Here is a 15,047-nt window from a genome sequence, read left to right as displayed (position 1 = left end):
TATTAATCTAATTAAATATCGTATTATCTCTTTTAAGTGATAATAGAAAAAGCCAAGTTGTTGAAGTAACTTAAGTTACGTTTAGTGAGAATGCTGGTGTTTTACCTTGCATTTGTACTCAGGGTCATATTTTACGAAAATATGTACCCAAATGGATCTGCTCCATCTCATTACCAGAGGATAAAACACGATAATTGAAAGAACCACTCCTGTGATGAACCAGGAAGCTGGTGCGTCTGGAGCTAATACATTAATTGCTACAAATACTGTAATGAATAGGGCTACTTGAAGTGCGTAGCTGACATATAGAGCTCCGTAAAAGAATGAAGGTTCCATTTCGTATTTTAATCCACAGCAGTCGCACTTCTCATTCATTTTTGTGAATGATTTGAGGTTGTAAGCACTGCTAACAAAAAGTTCTCCTTGTCTGCATCTTGGGCATTTTTGGACAAATATGTTTTTTAACAATCCGATCATAGCGCAATAGTTTATTGGTGTGAAGTTACTAGAGAACGGAAAGGGTTAATGTAACAATGGTTACAGCCAGTGGTTAGACGGTGCCTTCTTCTTTGATTTGAGTAATTTGGATGCTTAATGAACGCTTACGTAAGTAAGTGTAAATGCGTGTGATAAGTAAAATGCAGGTAAAAAGAATGCCTACGGTCCAGAGGACTCTTTCTAAAAGGGAGATGTTTTGATCTGCGTGTAGCTCTGAGAAGAATCCCGCGGTTAGCACTTCCATTTTGTAACGATCTTTCACTTCCAGGATTTCTCTCTGTTGAGTGAGGAATTTCTCATTTTCATCAAAATACTTCTGAGAATACTCTCGGACTAACTTTGGTTTATTCTGTCTGTAGGCTATTTCAGACATTAAGTTGAAGAATTTGTAGTTGTCAGGGTCTAAGTCGCAGTGTTCGTAAAGTACTAGGCATTTTTGTGCGTAGGAATAAGCCTCATTAAGCTCGCTTAAGTTGAGTAACGTTTGGGAATAATCTTGATAGGTTATGAAGAGGTCTTCTGGCTTATTTCTTTGTTCCTTGATTAAGATTGCTTTTTGATATGCTTTTTTCGCTTTGTCGAGATTGTTTTCATTCAAATAAGTGACGGCAATATTGTGCCATGCTTGACCTAGATACTTTTCCGGAGATTTCTTCTCAAAAGGGTACTTGATAATTTCAGTGTAGGTGTCTCTTGCACGATTGAATTCTTCAAGGTCTTTTAGAATCAGTCCTTTTTGATTTAGTCCTCTTAATACTCGTGACTCATCTTTGGCTTTTTGAGCAGATAATAAGCTAAGTTCGATAATTTCCAGTGCCTCATTTAGTTGGTTATTGTGCCTTAGTGCCAATGCTTTATTGTAGTAGAGAGGAGCGAGTAATTCCATATTGCCATTTTCAATGGCTAAATCAATCCCTTCGTCGTAATATTTTATAGCCTCACTATAAACATAGTGTTGTTTGAGTATCAATCCAGTATTGTTGAGGATTTCTATTCTTGTATCTGAAGCTTGTTTGGATTTAAGCTTGTTTAGTAATTCTAGTGCTTTTAGGTTTAGTACGAATGATTTGCCTAAGTCTTGTTTTGCATCATAAGCGAATGCCTTGATGTATAGTGATTTGGCTTCTAGGAATAAATTATTTTCTTGTAATGCTAATTTTTCGGCTTGTTCGGCGAGAATAATTGCACTATCGAGGTTATTATCAAGAAGTGAATAGCACTTGTCATGAAGCTTGACAATGATATCTTTATCAGAAGCAATTACCTCCGATAATAGAACACTAAACAAGGCTATTAGAAAATATTTCATTTTGTAAATCTAGAAGACAGGCTTAAGCCCGTCTTCTGTAAAAGTTCACCGCTGATTGTATTAGTTTCCCGAATTAGTGGAACTAGGTTTTATTTTATCATCATCCTCATCATCCGATCCGCTAGTAGTTGCCTTTGCATCAAGCTGAGAAGATTCTACAATATCCGTAAAATCATCATCAGAAGAGCAAGATGGAAGAACAAAAGATGTTACAACAACAAGGATAAGAATTTTGAATAAATTTTTCATAACGTTATGGTATATTTTATTGAACATAGGGCAATTTACAGAACATTATGTGTAATTAATGACTAAAGACTTGTGATATAAGAAGATAGCTGTGTGGTTGAGCGTGAGCTGGTCTTAAATTGCAGATACAATTGAAAAATACAAGATGAATAAGCCTCAATATCCGGTTTCAATAAAAGGAGTGCTCTCTATAAAGGATAGGTATCTTTTATTGAAGAATGATTGGGTAGACTGCTTGACAATTGGGTGAATTTCGTTCTCGAGTGAGTTCGAGCCTTTTGGAAATGACAATAAAAAAAACCTGACCAATAATGATCAGGTTTCTGCTTTTTTTGCTCCTCAGGCTGGGCTCGAACCAGCGACCCTCTGATTAACAGTCATCTCCATACTATTATTTTTAGTAATACATTTTTATCCGACCTAATTTAAGGTGCTGTAAGTCAGGTATTTACACAAATTTACGTTATATTTGATTATAGATATTTCAATATTATAATTTGAAATGTGTATCCAATCGTGTATCCAATCTGGCTTATGGAAAAAGTAACTGTATCAACAATTCTTCATAAAAAGAGACAATTAAATGACGGTAGATATCCGGTTCGCTTGCGACTTACTTATCGTCGTAAGCGGAAATACTTCTCCCTTATGTTAAACCCCAGTGAGGTGATATACCTATCTGAGGAGGACTGGGAAAAGGTCATGGGTCAGAGACCAAAGGAGAAACTTAAGGAGATAAAGTTTAAGCTTGTTGAATATGAAAAATTGGCTGAAGAGATCATCACTGAAATCGAAAAGAAGGGGCGAGCATTTTCATTTGATCTTTTCGAATCGGAGTTTATTGCATTAGGAGAGGAGACATCCGTCTTTGCCCTTTTCAATTCCATCATTCGTGATCTCGAGAGCGAGGAGCGAATAGGTACAGCCATCTCATACCGAAACGCGCTAAATGCCTTGAAGAAGTTCCGAAACAACAGGGATCTACTTTTTGCAGATCTTACTGTTACGTTTCTAAAAGACTTTGAGAGGCATATGCGCAAAAATCTATCGGTGACTTCTATCGGCATTTACATGAGGTCTTTGCGTACCATTTATAATAGGGCTATCGATAAGAGTATTGTAGGACAGAATGACTATCCGTTCCGACAATATAAGATTCCAAGTGAAGGCGCCATGAAACGGGCGTTAACCAAACAGCAGGTTTTGAATATCTACAATTACGAGGCACTTCCTCATTCTTCAGAATGGTTTGCACAGAACTACTGGCTACTTTCATATCTATGTCAGGGAATGAATTTTACAGATATTGCCTTTCTCAAGAATGAGAACATATATGATGGTCGAATCAACTACATCCGGAGAAAGACCAAGAGAACGGCTAAGTCTGTGAAGTTGTTGTCCATTAAAATCACCAATAAGTGGTTAAAGAAAATTGCTGACAAGCTCGAAATCAACTTCAAGCTCACCAGCTATGTTGCAAGACATTCCTATGCTACTGTGCTTAAAAGAAGTGGAGTGGCTACTAATATCATCAGTGAGAGCCTTGGACACTATTCCGAAAAAACAACGCAAGTCTATTTGGATGGATTTGAAAAACAAGTAATTGACGAAGCAAATCAACATCTGCTATAAATTGTATCCAATGAGGCTTCCTGATACAGGTTGAAACCTGTATATGTAATGATGGGATAACATTTGAGTAACAATTACGAAATAATCCCGATTCATCAAGTTTTATTCCTTATATCGCAAATAACTTAGTGGCTCTTTTCAATAGTTTAGAGAATACTTAATGACCCTACCGATTTCTTTTCAACCAGCATTATTTTAATTTTTATGGTTTACCCCAATACAGAACTGAAATCCCTGGGTGGAAACCAGATAAAAGATGCCATACCGAGCTATTTCCATCATTTCACCAGAATTTGGGAAAATTCCCTTGAATGTTTCTAGCCATGAGGATGAACCTAATGTAATAATCCTTGAAACAAATCAGCCATTTGGAACAATTAAATGGACAATTTCTAATTACAAGAAATTTAACCTGTGGCATGCTACTTATCAGATTAAGCAACCTGTTCGACTGATTATTTCGATTAACAAACAATACCTGGGATTCCTTTTCGTCCTGAAGAATAGGCTGCAATACTATTTGAAAGGACTAAGTTCTATTGTAGTTGAAGAGCATCAATATGACCTGTTCTATGCTCCAAGTATTCAGCTGGAATATAATTTTGATTCAAAGACGTACATTATATGTGGCTTTAACTATTCGACTTCTTCATTTAAAGTCTGGAGTAATGTCTTCAAACCGTTAAAATCCCTGATCACTTCTGTCAATTCAAAAGTGCCATATCGTTTAAGAAACACACCGGCCAATTCAACCCCTAGAATGATTGTTCCACTTTTCAATATGCTCCAATGCAATTATTCGGGCTTGTTAAAAAAGAGATTTCTGAGCATTAAAACTTCTGAAATAACCTTTTATGCATTACAAAATGCGGACTATCGCAAACTGGAATTTGAGACGGAATATGAAGAGATAAAGAGAATGCTTGATGTGAAGGAATACTTGCTCAATAACCTCACGAACCCTGGAACCACACACCAGATTGCTCTACGTTTTGGCCTTAATGACTTTAAGTTAAAGAAGTCATTCAAAAGTGTGTTCGGAACATCGATTTATGCTTTCCTTTTGGAGGAGCGTTTGTTGAATGCCCAACAGGCAATACTGGAAACAGATCTTCCACTGAAGCAAATTGCCGAATTGGCTGGCTATAGTGAGCTATCACCTTTCTCAAATGCATTCAAAAGCAAATTTGGATTCAGTCCAAGCACTTTGCGCAAACAAATTCCTTAGATTCGATATCTGTCAGCTTTGCTTTATCTCTATGGTTTCACTTTTTTATAGAAGTATATATCAAAAAGGAATTGGACATCAACCTTCGTATCAGCTTGGATCTCAGCAAGCCTCAGAAAATTCAGGCATCTGCTACTACGCATATTGAGTTACCCAAAATTGAAACTTCCTTAACAGTGGCACAGCTAGCCTTTTTATGTCGATTATTTCATGATTTGGGATATTTTACAAATGGAACGCAAATTGAAATGTTAAAAGTGATCTCCACCCATTTTGTTACTTCCAATGCCAAGGATATCTCTTTAAATAGCCTCAGAGCAAAATATTATGGAACTGATGAGTCTACAAAGAAAAATGTAAAGGCCAAGCTTATAGAGATGCTTAATCACCTTAATCATTCACATAAATAAGCCTTACCAGGCATTTATGAATTCTTGAATACATCTTGTGATTAATGATATGGTCACGAATACCTACCAAACATTACCTCCTTTTGTTGAATACCCTTGTATACCGTGTTGAGGTGGGATATCTTCTTTCTTTGGATAAGTTATTAAATAACAAGGCTGCTAACAGTAAAATAATTACCCCACTCATCACCGGAAACAACACATACCACCATCCTAATGATTTAATCTGATCTGATCCTATCACGGCAATTAGAGCAGTTGCTCCTCCTGGTGGATGAAGTGTTTTTGAGATCTGCATAACCATTATGGACACCGCTACAGCTAATGGTGCCGCGAACATTGGAAATGTACCGAATAGGCTGGAACATCCTATACCAACAACAGCAGATATCAGGTGTCCACCTATTAGATTCCTGGGTTGAGCCAATGGACTCTGAATAGCCCCAAATATCAACACGCTGGATGCTCCAAATGAACCAATAAGAAAAACAATGTCAGTACTTGCTAAGACATAATTTTGCATTAATCCAATTAGACCAATCCCGCAAAATGAACCTAAAAAAGTCCAGAGCAGCTCCCTTTTTTCGAGCAGCGTCTCACGATAAAAAATGTATTTGGCGATTCTCAGATTCCTACGTACCATGTTATTCATGTTGCTGGCTTTTCCAAACCACAAACTTATCAGATCAACTACCTTGAATAACTGGAGCTTTGTTGAGAAGAATTGTGTCTATTGTTGAAATCTGTTCAACTAACCTTGTACCTCTGTTGTAATACATTTGTGACATGGAATTCAAGCACCTCCGACTCATAAAAACAATTGCCGATCTTGGTAGCATTGCCAGAGCAAAAGATGAACTATGCCTGACCACTTCAGCTTTGAGCCATCAACTTCGTTCCTTAGAAATGGATTTGGGTTTTAAAATATTTGAACGTAGAAGAGTCAAATGGAAGCTGACCGAATCAGGAGAAGAATTGTATGCATTGGCTACCAATATTCTCAATTCAGTAGATGAAAAACTTCTTCAGATTAAAAGCAACCATCAAAGTGCAGGAGGTAAGATCAGGGTGAGTAGTGAATGCTATACGTTCTACCTACTGTTTCCTCAGTTTCTGGATCGAATGTCGGCTCTTTATCCACGGATCGATATTCAGCTTCTATACAATACCACACATCAGCCATTAGAGAACCTTCTCAATTATGAAGTGGACATAGCCATGGTGACAGCCAGGCCAGCACAGGAAAATCTCAAATGCATCAAAGTACTCAGGGATGAGCTCTTAGTAGTAATGCATAGAGAAAATGCCTTATCAGATAGTAAATATGTAGTAGCGAAGGATTTCGCTTCCCAGCACCTGATCATTCACTCGTATCCTCTGGAAACTGTATCAGTCTATGATAAATACCTGAAGCCAAATCAGATCAGCCCTTTCAAAATTTCTGCTATTCCCCTTACAGAGCTCAGCTTGGAGATGGTCCGGGCAAACCGAGGAATAACGTGCATTCCTAGATGGATGTTGAAGCCATTTGCCCATCAAAGCGAATTAATCTTCAAAGCCATTGGTAAAAACAAATTGATGAGAGAAATCTATTTAGTCTTAAGAGAAGAGGATTTTGATAAGCCTCATTTTGTAGACTTTGTCTCCAACTTCCAGGAGACAATACAAAGTCAATTCCTTAATTACGCTCTTTGAAATTAGCCAAACCTACCGATTCACAGATCACCACCTTGCCTCTTATCCTGTAACTTCCGATTTTCAGCTATTGTCCCTTGACTGACTTACAGACTACAAACTTACCGATCACTTAGCCATCGATCATCGCTTTGCTCATTCTAGCTTCCAGCTCCCGACTAACGACAGTAGTCTGTTGACTTGTAGCTGCTGATTTACCTGTAGGCAGGATACCCACACTTTTCGATGAATCCTTTCAAAGTGACGTTAGCTTATTACTCCTTCACTTCAATCATTTCTATCTTACATACATATTTAAAGTTCCTAAAGGAACGCTTAAAGCTGGTTGATGAGCGTCGTGCGTAAGCACGGCGTATTTTCACGCTAGATGTAGTCAAATAACGAAATTGACTCCCAAACCTCAAACAAGTAGCTACTCCTTGTGTGGTTGCAAAAAAGCAAGTCCTCAATTCTTCATTTTAAATTGTCGTCTATCGATAGCTACTAATCACCGACCTACCGATTACCATGCTGGTGAATTATCAATCCCTATAGACTACGGTCTATGGACTGCTAAACTACCAACCCACCGATCACCGATCACTGACTCACCGATTACCGATCCACTCATTCTAGCTTCTAGCTACTGAATATCGACTTTTTAACTGCTAGCCATAGATTACCGAAACACTGATCACTGACTCACTGTTCTACCAACTAATTCACTATCGAAAAATCTATTTAATCCGCTCTTTATCAAAAGCTTAACCTTAGGGTGACGTCACCCCTGTAACTAACATTTTATAAACTTATTTCAAATATTTGTTAAGCCACCATCGATAACTAATACTCAACTTACACTTAGGCTATGAAAATTAACGTGATAACAATAGATGATCTCGACCATTTCAAACTCGAACTTCTCAGTGAAATCAAACAGATGCTGCAGGGAAGTGCACATCATCCTTGGCTCAGGAGCCAGGACGTCCAGGACATGCTCAATATCAGTCCAAGCACCCTCCACAACCTCCGGGAGAAAAGAATCCTGCCACACTCCAAAATATCAGGGATCATCCTTTACGAGTATGACGACATCATTGAGCTCCTTAGGAAGAATAAGATCAAATAAATTATCCCCGCTGGTGGGGCAGGGGGTGGATCTAATTGTATCTTCTACTACAGACTACCCATACGTCATTCCCCGAATTCATGTTGGTTCCTTAAACTAGTTAGGTTAATTGAAATGAATTATAGGGGAATCTTCTCACCAGAATGTCGTTACAAGTAATGTCAAACATTGCGGGGACGCAGGGGGTGGAACACTGAACCGACTAACCGATTCGATCACTAATCCACTAATCACTAGCCTACCGATCACTGGTCACTGATTCACCGACCATTGATCACAAACAACTTTGTCCTTCTGACGAAGGAAGAATCTTACTCTTTCGCCAACTATTCTCAATTATCCAATCACCTCTGCCGATCACTGATTTACTGACCGACCAATTACCGACACACCAATCACTAGTCACTAACCCACCCAAAACACCAATCTTTAACCGAACCACTTCTCTTTTCTCCCCATGATTCAGGGGCGGTCCGACGTTACAGAGATACAGAGGGGGACGTTACTTATAAGCCATACTGAATTACTTATTCACCAATTCTAAAACTCAACCAGGTTATGCATTTAGTAATTACATATATCAAATTGTTAAGTTTATTATATTAAAAACTTATATTATATATTATTCGTATATACTTTTGTTGGCTATTATATCATAATCATATATAGCATTAGCTATAGGTTTATCTGATAGCACACTATTTGGTATTACTTGAATTGTTATCATGTCTACTTCATCATCTTTAGTAAAAAAGCGAATTGAAAAAATGGAGCCAGGTTCTGTTTTTGGGTATGCTCGTTTTCAGAAAGATAAGATCGAAGAATCTGCTCTTGCCATGACTTTGAGTAGATTGAGTAAGGAGGGCAAGATCATGCGTATAGCCAAAGGAAAATACTACAAACCTGAGCTATCCAGGTTTGGGCCATTACGCCCCAAAGAGTCAGCTATCATTGAGGCACTCACAACAAAGAATGGTCAAAGAATAGGTTATCTCACAGGTATTCCGGTATACAATAAGCTGGGGTTAACCTCGCAAGTATCCAATACGTTGGAGATTGCCACCAATAAGCCACTTCCATCAAAAGAGGTACAAGGCTATCGGGTGAAGTATCAGCAAAGAACTGTCCCGATTAGGGATCAGGACATTTCATTACTTCAATTGTTGGATGCTATAAAGGACATCAAAAATATTCCGGACTCTTCCCCAGATCAGGTTTTGCCTGTTGTTTTCAAACAAATAAAGAATCTTAAACCTCAGGAGCAGCAACGCTTGGCCAAATTAGCTTTGAACTACAATGCCGCTACTAGAGCTTTGCTAGGGGCAATCTTTCAGAAGGTTGGTATTAATGTAATGCTTGATCAGCTATCAAAGTCATTGAACAAGCTTACCAGGTACAACATTGGAGTAAGTGAGCAGGTATTGCCTGACAAAAGAAACTGGAACATTCTATGACCTTTCACCAGTCGTCAGACTTTGAAGATGCCATACGTGCAGCTGCAGCACATTTCAGACTTAGAGACATATTTATAGAAAAAGACTATTGGGTGACTTATGTCTTAAGAAATGTTGCACAGGCTAGTTCAAGTGATCAAGTAATTTTCAAAGGGGGTACCTCATTATCCAAAGCTTTCAATTGCATTGACAGATTTTCTGAAGACATTGATCTGGCCATATTAAAAGAGGAGAGTGTAACGGATAATCAACTCAAAAGGGTTATTAAGGCAGTTGAGACAGAAGCTTCCGATGGGTTGGAATACTTCAAACACCCGAATGAAGAAAAGAGAGGTAGAAACAGAAGGACTTTTTACAGCTACCCACGTGCTGTTGAAGAAGAGATATTTGATCCCGTAAAACCACAAATTCAGCTAGAGATCAATTGCTTTACCAATCCCGTTCCTTTTGAGAGGAAAACTATTCAGTCCTATGTTGCTCAGTTTCTATCCAATGTAGGTGAGGAGGAATTGATTAGGGAGCATAATCTGGAGGCGTTTGAAATCAACGTATTAAAGCGAGAACGAACCTTCTATGAAAAACTCATGTCTTTGGTTCGGTTATCCTATGAAGGGGCAGATGAACTAAAACAGAAAATCCGACACTTCTACGATATACATAAACTTCTAAATGAGCCAGACTTGAAGAACTCTCTTTTAGTACAGGAGAATTTTGAGCTCATTACTTTGGTGCTACAGGATGACCAGCAGAATAATACCTTCTCTGGTGATTGGGTATCACTTCCTATTCATGATTCCCCATTACTTAGAGACATAGATGATATGTGGGCTCCTTTAAAAGAAACATACCAGAGAGAACTCTCTAAGCTAATCTGGTCAGATGATCTACCAAGTTCTGACTCCATTTTGGATTCTATGGGTAGGATCAAATCCTTTATTAAGGCTTATCAATTTCCAAAATTGATATAGCGTATTTAGGAAAAAGGGTAAATCAGTTCAATAAATATGTTGACTTATAGGTACATCCACATCAACTAAATCTACCCTCTTTTCGTATTCACCATTTTAGTTTATAATTATCTTATCACAATCGACCAGTTCAAGTGTTTTCACTTGTGCCCCTACCTGATCTGTATCTCGTGGACAGCTTTTTAGTCCTAAATGTGATGGAGAATAGACTCCTACCTCACTCCAAAATAAAATATCCCCCGCTGGCGGGGGTAGGGGGTGGTTTTTTGACTGCCTTAAAATCAGGAACCAACACCTTAATGGCTCTCAGCTCAGCAATCTAACTATCCGTCATTCCCCGAATTCATCTTGGCTCCTTAAACTAGTTAGGTTAATTGAAATGAATTCTAGTGGAATCTTCTCTCCAAAACCGTCATTGCGATCTCGTCTCTTTAGAGCGAGAGAAGCAATCTCATACTTATTCCCGAATTAAACTATCCCCGCTGGCGGCGATGTAATGCTATTAAGTTAATGCCATCGCTACCCTCTCTTCCAAAGAGCGGGAAGGGAGAGACAACCAAAGAATGTACTTAATATTATGTCATTGGGCGCAGGGGGTGGAACTATCAACCGACCCACCGATCACTAATCCACTAATCACTAGTCTACCGATCACAAACAACTTTGTCAATCTGATGATAGAAGAATCTCACACTTTCGCCAATTATTCTCAACTCTCCATTTTCAATTCTCAATTCACCTCTGCCGTTCACTGATTTACTGACCTACCGATTACCGACCTACCAATCACTAATCACCAACTCACCCAAAACACCAATCTTTAACCGGACCACTTCTCTTTTCTCCCCATGATTCAGGGGCGGTCCGACGATTCGGTGGCGCACGGCCAGTGATGTCCGAAGGACAGAGAGGGTCCTTTCCGACCCGACAATCACTAATCCACTAATAACTAACCACTACTCAACCAAACACTTTCCTCCCTTGTTGGGGGAGGTGCCTGAAAGGCGGAGGGGGACACACGGTTCAGAAAGAAAATCCCACCCTACAGAAAGAAAATACAGGAGATACCATTTCTGAGTAGTTGATTTACCCGATGACCAGGAACGAATGGCCAACGGCCAAAAGCAAAAAGCCAATGCCAACTGCTAACTATCACTATTCCAAGATTAAAAAGCACTACACCGTTTTGTCAGAAGAAGCTTTCGATAAACCACCCAAATCCTTCCATTAACCACCTTGCAGCACATAACGAAATGATATAATTTGATCCTGCCATATTATTGTAAAGTTCACCGCATATGAAAATAGAGTTGATATTTCACAATCCTAGTAAGTTCTTAAAAGGCTTATTACCAGATAGCTGAAGCTTATGTTAAGAAAAGTTGGTCTTTTTGCCCTATCGCTTTGGCTTCTCTTTGTTTTGATAATAATAATTACAATTAATGTTCCTGTATGCTTTTCGGGTTGTGAATTTATTGGTTGGTATCCTCTGTTATTTGGAAATGTTATTCCAATTATTTGCCTTGTCTGTCTTATAATCGGTGGTATATCTTATTGGGATTTCAGTTATCAAACTAAAGGGTCACCAGAGCTTTCATTCCAAATCATTAAAATAGAAAATATAGATTATGAACACTTAACATTCCTTACAACATACATTATTCCCTTAGTGTGTTTTCAGTTTGACTCAGTTCGGTACCAATTGGTATTTGTGATAATTCTTCTTGTGATTGGTATCATCTATGTGCGCACAGATCTGTTTTATGCTAATCCTACCTTAGCTATCCTTCAATTCAGAATTTATAAAGTTGATGGTCAATTCAGAAATGGTTCAATCCGAGAAAGCAAAATAATTATTTGTAAACAGAAATTATTAAAGGATGACCATGTGAAATACCTCAAACTTGATGAACGGATTTACTATGCTTATAAAACATCTAATAAATGACATATGACTAAAACAGAACTAAATGAGGCACTGCAATTTTTACAAAATCCGCAGGGTGATCTTCAAATCATTTTGTATGCATTACTTGATGGTGAAAACGACCCTAAAAAACTAGACATCAAAGCAGACGACCTACCTCCCATCCACGAACTCTTTGTTAGCTATATTAAGCAGTCAATAATAGATAAAGATGAGTATTCCGTTCTTCCATTATCAACTGCTGATGAACGAAAGAACTGCTTCTATGCTTATGACTTAGAACTACCTAATGAGTTTGAACTACTGAGTAGTGTCATTGGCAATGACGAAATAAATAATTTCAATTTCGGTGATAACCAATTATCCCAGGTAAAATCCTTAATTGTAGTTTTAGCTGATGAAGACACTGAAATTTCTTTATTCAAGAAACTATCCCCTGTCGAAGTGATTGGTCGCGGAGGCCTTATTTTTGGTAAAGCCAGAGCTTCTGAACGACTAGAACGTTTTGATGACCAACTACTTAGAATGAGTCCAAGATTTCAAGTGATCAGAGTCAATGAAGAAATCATCATTACTGATTTGGCAGCTATCGAGCGTAGTTTCGGGTTTCATGATGTCATTGAGCGTGAAGCTATCGCAGGCTTGGATACTATTAGGGAAATAGCTTTAGTTAGCAATTTAGAAACACTTGAGGAGCTAGTATCTGACATCAGTTTTGCCAGAAAACTCACTCGGATAGCTAGAAGTTCACCTGTTATTCAACATCAAATCCCCAATTCAAATATTATAGCATTTTCCAAATTACACCCTGCCACTCGGAACAGAATGCGATATAATGCAGATGAGACACAATTCACATTGGACACAAGGGTTTCTAAAGATTTGTTCATGAAAATCCTCAATGATGATCTCCTCACCTCTGAACTAACTAAGCTTTATTATGACAGCCTGGCCAAAGATGGAATATCGGTTGAAGAAGAAACAGAAAACACAGAAGCTATCGAAGAAACAGCATCAGCTTAAGTTCAATTTTAAATTCTATTTTAATGCTTTACGACAGAGGATATTTTGACTTAACAAAAGAAGAAAAGAAAGAATACCTGGCTGCAAAAAAGAAGGGATTTGGAAGTTCAATGGATATAGTTGATTTCATAAAAACACCTAAGGCTTTTTTCTTTCATGAATCAATATTCCCTAATTACATTCTTGACACTGATGAGCTTGATGTGAACGAAACTACCACCGACATCATGAATCAATTTAAATCTATCATTCATGACAAATCCTCTAATGAAAGAGACATCCTAAGATTCATTAAAATCCAAAAAGCATATTTCATTATTGGATCTATCCTTCAAAATTATCGATTTGGCCACCACTCAGCTTTTCTATTTCCAGAGTTTGAACTACCACCCAACTACAAAGTTGACTATTTAGTAATTGGAAAGAGTTCATATGGGCACGAATTTGTTTTTGTCGAACTCGAACGCCCAAACACAGATATTACCACAAAGGATGGAAACCTTGGAACCACCTTTCGGAAAGGCATTAAACAAGTAGAAGATTGGAGTTATTGGCTAGAGTCAAATTTTTCTCATCTAAAACTTATGTTTGAAAAGAATCAAGGCAAACATAGTAGCCTGCCTATGGAGTTTTTATCGTTAGACACAACCAGGATGCATTTTGCAGTTGTTGCGGGCTTGAGAGAGGACTTCAATGACCATAGTTATCGAATTGCTCGAAAAATGAAGAAAGAGAGCAGCATCCTTATTTTACATTATGACAATCTTATTGATTCAGCAATAAGTGTTCTTGAACATGGAAATTATGTATAGGACCTTTTTCAAATTTGACTATTCAATTCCTATTAATTACTTAAATCTTAACCAATATGGCCGATAATAAATGGAAAGACATTGCAGTTTCGCTTGCAGTAGTTGCAGGTATGATTATTCTTTGGCTTGCCCTAGATCGAAAAAAACTAATAGCTACAGTCGATAACTTAGAAAAAGTAATTGAAGAGAATGATCTGATTACGAAGGAAATCAAATCCCGATTAAAAGAATTGGTGCAATCCGATGATCATTTGGATGAAGATACTCAGGCTGAATTAATGAGCATTAGCGGACTTATAGAAATCAAAGAAGAAACCAAAGCACTATCAGCACTCGCTAAGATCATTGAAAACCTGCTCAAAAAACTCTACAAGCAAGATCAGTCATTCAAAGACTTCCTTAAGAAAAACAATAGAAAAGGCGTTTTCCATGATTACTTAGAGTTTGCCAGAATAAAAGGAGTTATATCAACAGAGGACTATCACTTAGTGTCAGTACTTAAGATCTACAGAAACGAAGAGGCCCATGAACTTAATGTCCAAAAAGACACCAATAAGATCGTCACTGCTTTTATTACAGGTATTTCAATGATGATAGTGCTTTCCAAAAAACTCAAAGCAATTACCCAGAAAATAGACAACAAGTTTGATGCAAGCGCAGAAGACCAATATTCGGGTAATCCAAAGGCAGATACTTAAATTTGAATATTCAATTCTTACTTTAGCGCGAATTAA

15 protein-coding genes are annotated in these 15,047 nt (G+C 37.9%); 11 read left to right on the top strand and 4 right to left on the bottom strand.

What is annotated here, in order from left to right; genetic code table 11:
• Nucleotides 1-81: 81 nt before the first annotated feature.
• The 3 genes from NXS00_RS17940 to NXS00_RS17930 form a co-directional block, all read right to left on the bottom strand.
• A complete protein-coding gene (locus NXS00_RS17940) occupies nt 82-375 on the bottom strand; it encodes a DUF983 domain-containing protein (RefSeq protein WP_373418673.1) in 294 nt (97 codons plus the stop codon).
• 175 nt (nt 376-550) lie between these two features.
• Nucleotides 551-1,807, bottom strand: coding sequence for a tetratricopeptide repeat protein (locus NXS00_RS17935; protein ID WP_258100636.1), 1,257 nt, complete (start codon nt 1,805-1,807; stop codon nt 551-553).
• A gap of 60 nt (nt 1,808-1,867) precedes the next feature.
• Nucleotides 1,868-2,056, bottom strand: a complete 189-nt coding sequence (locus NXS00_RS17930; protein ID WP_258100635.1) for a hypothetical protein — start codon at nt 2,054-2,056, stop codon at nt 1,868-1,870.
• A 534-nt stretch (nt 2,057-2,590) separates the two neighbouring features.
• Between NXS00_RS17930 and NXS00_RS17925 the strand changes: the two genes are divergently transcribed.
• The 3 genes from NXS00_RS17925 to NXS00_RS17915 all read left to right on the top strand — a co-directional run bounded on the left by NXS00_RS17925 (nt 2,591) and on the right by NXS00_RS17915 (nt 5,326).
• Complete coding sequence (locus NXS00_RS17925) at nt 2,591-3,688, top strand: site-specific integrase (RefSeq protein ID WP_258100634.1); 1,098 nt, start codon at nt 2,591-2,593, stop codon at nt 3,686-3,688.
• 256 nt (nt 3,689-3,944) lie between these two features.
• Entirely contained in the window at nt 3,945-4,916 is a 972-nt protein-coding gene (locus tag NXS00_RS17920) for a helix-turn-helix transcriptional regulator (protein WP_258100633.1), read from the top strand.
• Nucleotides 4,917-5,011: 95 nt separating this feature from the next.
• Nucleotides 5,012-5,326, top strand: coding sequence for a hypothetical protein (locus NXS00_RS17915; RefSeq protein ID WP_258100632.1), 315 nt, complete (start codon nt 5,012-5,014; stop codon nt 5,324-5,326).
• Between the two features lie 73 nt (nt 5,327-5,399).
• Here the strand turns inward: NXS00_RS17915 and NXS00_RS17910 are convergent, their stop codons facing one another.
• Complete coding sequence (locus NXS00_RS17910; protein ID WP_444701744.1) at nt 5,400-5,969, bottom strand: HPP family protein; 570 nt, start codon at nt 5,967-5,969, stop codon at nt 5,400-5,402.
• A gap of 143 nt (nt 5,970-6,112) precedes the next feature.
• Between NXS00_RS17910 and NXS00_RS17905 the strand changes: the two genes are divergently transcribed.
• The 8 genes from NXS00_RS17905 (at nt 6,113) to NXS00_RS17870 (ending at nt 15,011) form a co-directional block, all read left to right on the top strand.
• The gene (locus NXS00_RS17905) at nt 6,113-7,021 is read left to right on the top strand and encodes a LysR family transcriptional regulator (protein WP_258100630.1); all 909 of its coding nucleotides are present in this window, start codon (nt 6,113-6,115) and stop codon (nt 7,019-7,021) included.
• A gap of 847 nt (nt 7,022-7,868) precedes the next feature.
• Nucleotides 7,869-8,129, top strand: a complete 261-nt coding sequence (locus NXS00_RS17900; RefSeq protein WP_258100629.1) for a helix-turn-helix domain-containing protein — start codon at nt 7,869-7,871, stop codon at nt 8,127-8,129.
• Between the two features lie 725 nt (nt 8,130-8,854).
• Nucleotides 8,855-9,583, top strand: a complete 729-nt coding sequence (locus NXS00_RS17895; protein WP_258100628.1) for a DUF6088 family protein — start codon at nt 8,855-8,857, stop codon at nt 9,581-9,583.
• Nucleotides 9,580-10,551 carry a nucleotidyl transferase AbiEii/AbiGii toxin family protein gene (locus NXS00_RS17890; protein ID WP_258100627.1) on the top strand — a complete coding sequence of 324 codons (972 nt, stop codon included), beginning with the start codon at nt 9,580-9,582 and terminating at the stop codon, nt 10,549-10,551. The genes NXS00_RS17895 and NXS00_RS17890 overlap by 4 nt, the downstream gene beginning before the upstream one ends.
• Nucleotides 10,552-11,920: 1,369 nt before the next feature.
• The gene (gene kwaA / locus NXS00_RS17885) at nt 11,921-12,499 is read left to right on the top strand and encodes an anti-phage protein KwaA (protein WP_258100626.1); all 579 of its coding nucleotides are present in this window, start codon (nt 11,921-11,923) and stop codon (nt 12,497-12,499) included.
• 3 nt (nt 12,500-12,502) lie between these two features.
• On the top strand, nt 12,503-13,501 hold the full coding sequence (gene kwaB, locus NXS00_RS17880) for an anti-phage protein KwaB (protein ID WP_258100625.1): 999 nt from the start codon (nt 12,503-12,505) through the stop codon (nt 13,499-13,501).
• Nucleotides 13,502-13,524: 23 nt separating this feature from the next.
• Entirely contained in the window at nt 13,525-14,313 is a 789-nt protein-coding gene (locus NXS00_RS17875; RefSeq protein WP_258100624.1) for a Shedu anti-phage system protein SduA domain-containing protein, read from the top strand.
• Between the two features lie 56 nt (nt 14,314-14,369).
• Nucleotides 14,370-15,011, top strand: a complete 642-nt coding sequence (locus tag NXS00_RS17870) for a hypothetical protein (RefSeq protein WP_258100623.1) — start codon at nt 14,370-14,372, stop codon at nt 15,009-15,011.
• Nucleotides 15,012-15,047 lie beyond the last annotated feature (36 nt).

It is taken from the genome of Marinoscillum pacificum (assembly GCF_024714495.1).
Lineage (GTDB): Bacteria > Bacteroidota > Bacteroidia > Cytophagales > Cyclobacteriaceae > Marinoscillum > Marinoscillum pacificum.
The sequence above is the reverse complement of the archived record's forward strand: the minus strand, read 5'-3'. Positions and strand labels throughout refer to the sequence as shown.

Coding starts and splice junctions, on each gene's coding strand:
- NXS00_RS17875 (WP_258100624.1), top strand. CDS start 13,525: ATGCTTTACGACAGAGGATATTTTGACTTAACAAAAGAAGAAAAGAAA.
- NXS00_RS17925 (WP_258100634.1), top strand. CDS start 2,591: ATGGAAAAAGTAACTGTATCAACAATTCTTCATAAAAAGAGACAATTA.
- NXS00_RS17890 (WP_258100627.1), top strand. CDS start 9,580: ATGACCTTTCACCAGTCGTCAGACTTTGAAGATGCCATACGTGCAGCT.
- NXS00_RS17920 (WP_258100633.1), top strand. CDS start 3,945: ATGCCATACCGAGCTATTTCCATCATTTCACCAGAATTTGGGAAAATT.
- NXS00_RS17940 (WP_373418673.1), bottom strand. CDS start 375: ATGAATGAGAAGTGCGACTGCTGTGGATTAAAATACGAAATGGAACCT.
- NXS00_RS17870 (WP_258100623.1), top strand. CDS start 14,370: ATGGCCGATAATAAATGGAAAGACATTGCAGTTTCGCTTGCAGTAGTT.
- kwaA (WP_258100626.1), top strand. CDS start 11,921: ATGTTAAGAAAAGTTGGTCTTTTTGCCCTATCGCTTTGGCTTCTCTTT.
- NXS00_RS17895 (WP_258100628.1), top strand. CDS start 8,855: ATGTCTACTTCATCATCTTTAGTAAAAAAGCGAATTGAAAAAATGGAG.
- NXS00_RS17930 (WP_258100635.1), bottom strand. CDS start 2,056: ATGAAAAATTTATTCAAAATTCTTATCCTTGTTGTTGTAACATCTTTT.
- kwaB (WP_258100625.1), top strand. CDS start 12,503: ATGACTAAAACAGAACTAAATGAGGCACTGCAATTTTTACAAAATCCG.
- NXS00_RS17900 (WP_258100629.1), top strand. CDS start 7,869: ATGAAAATTAACGTGATAACAATAGATGATCTCGACCATTTCAAACTC.
- NXS00_RS17935 (WP_258100636.1), bottom strand. CDS start 1,807: ATGAAATATTTTCTAATAGCCTTGTTTAGTGTTCTATTATCGGAGGTA.
- NXS00_RS17910 (WP_444701744.1), bottom strand. CDS start 5,969: ATGGTACGTAGGAATCTGAGAATCGCCAAATACATTTTTTATCGTGAG.
- NXS00_RS17905 (WP_258100630.1), top strand. CDS start 6,113: ATGGAATTCAAGCACCTCCGACTCATAAAAACAATTGCCGATCTTGGT.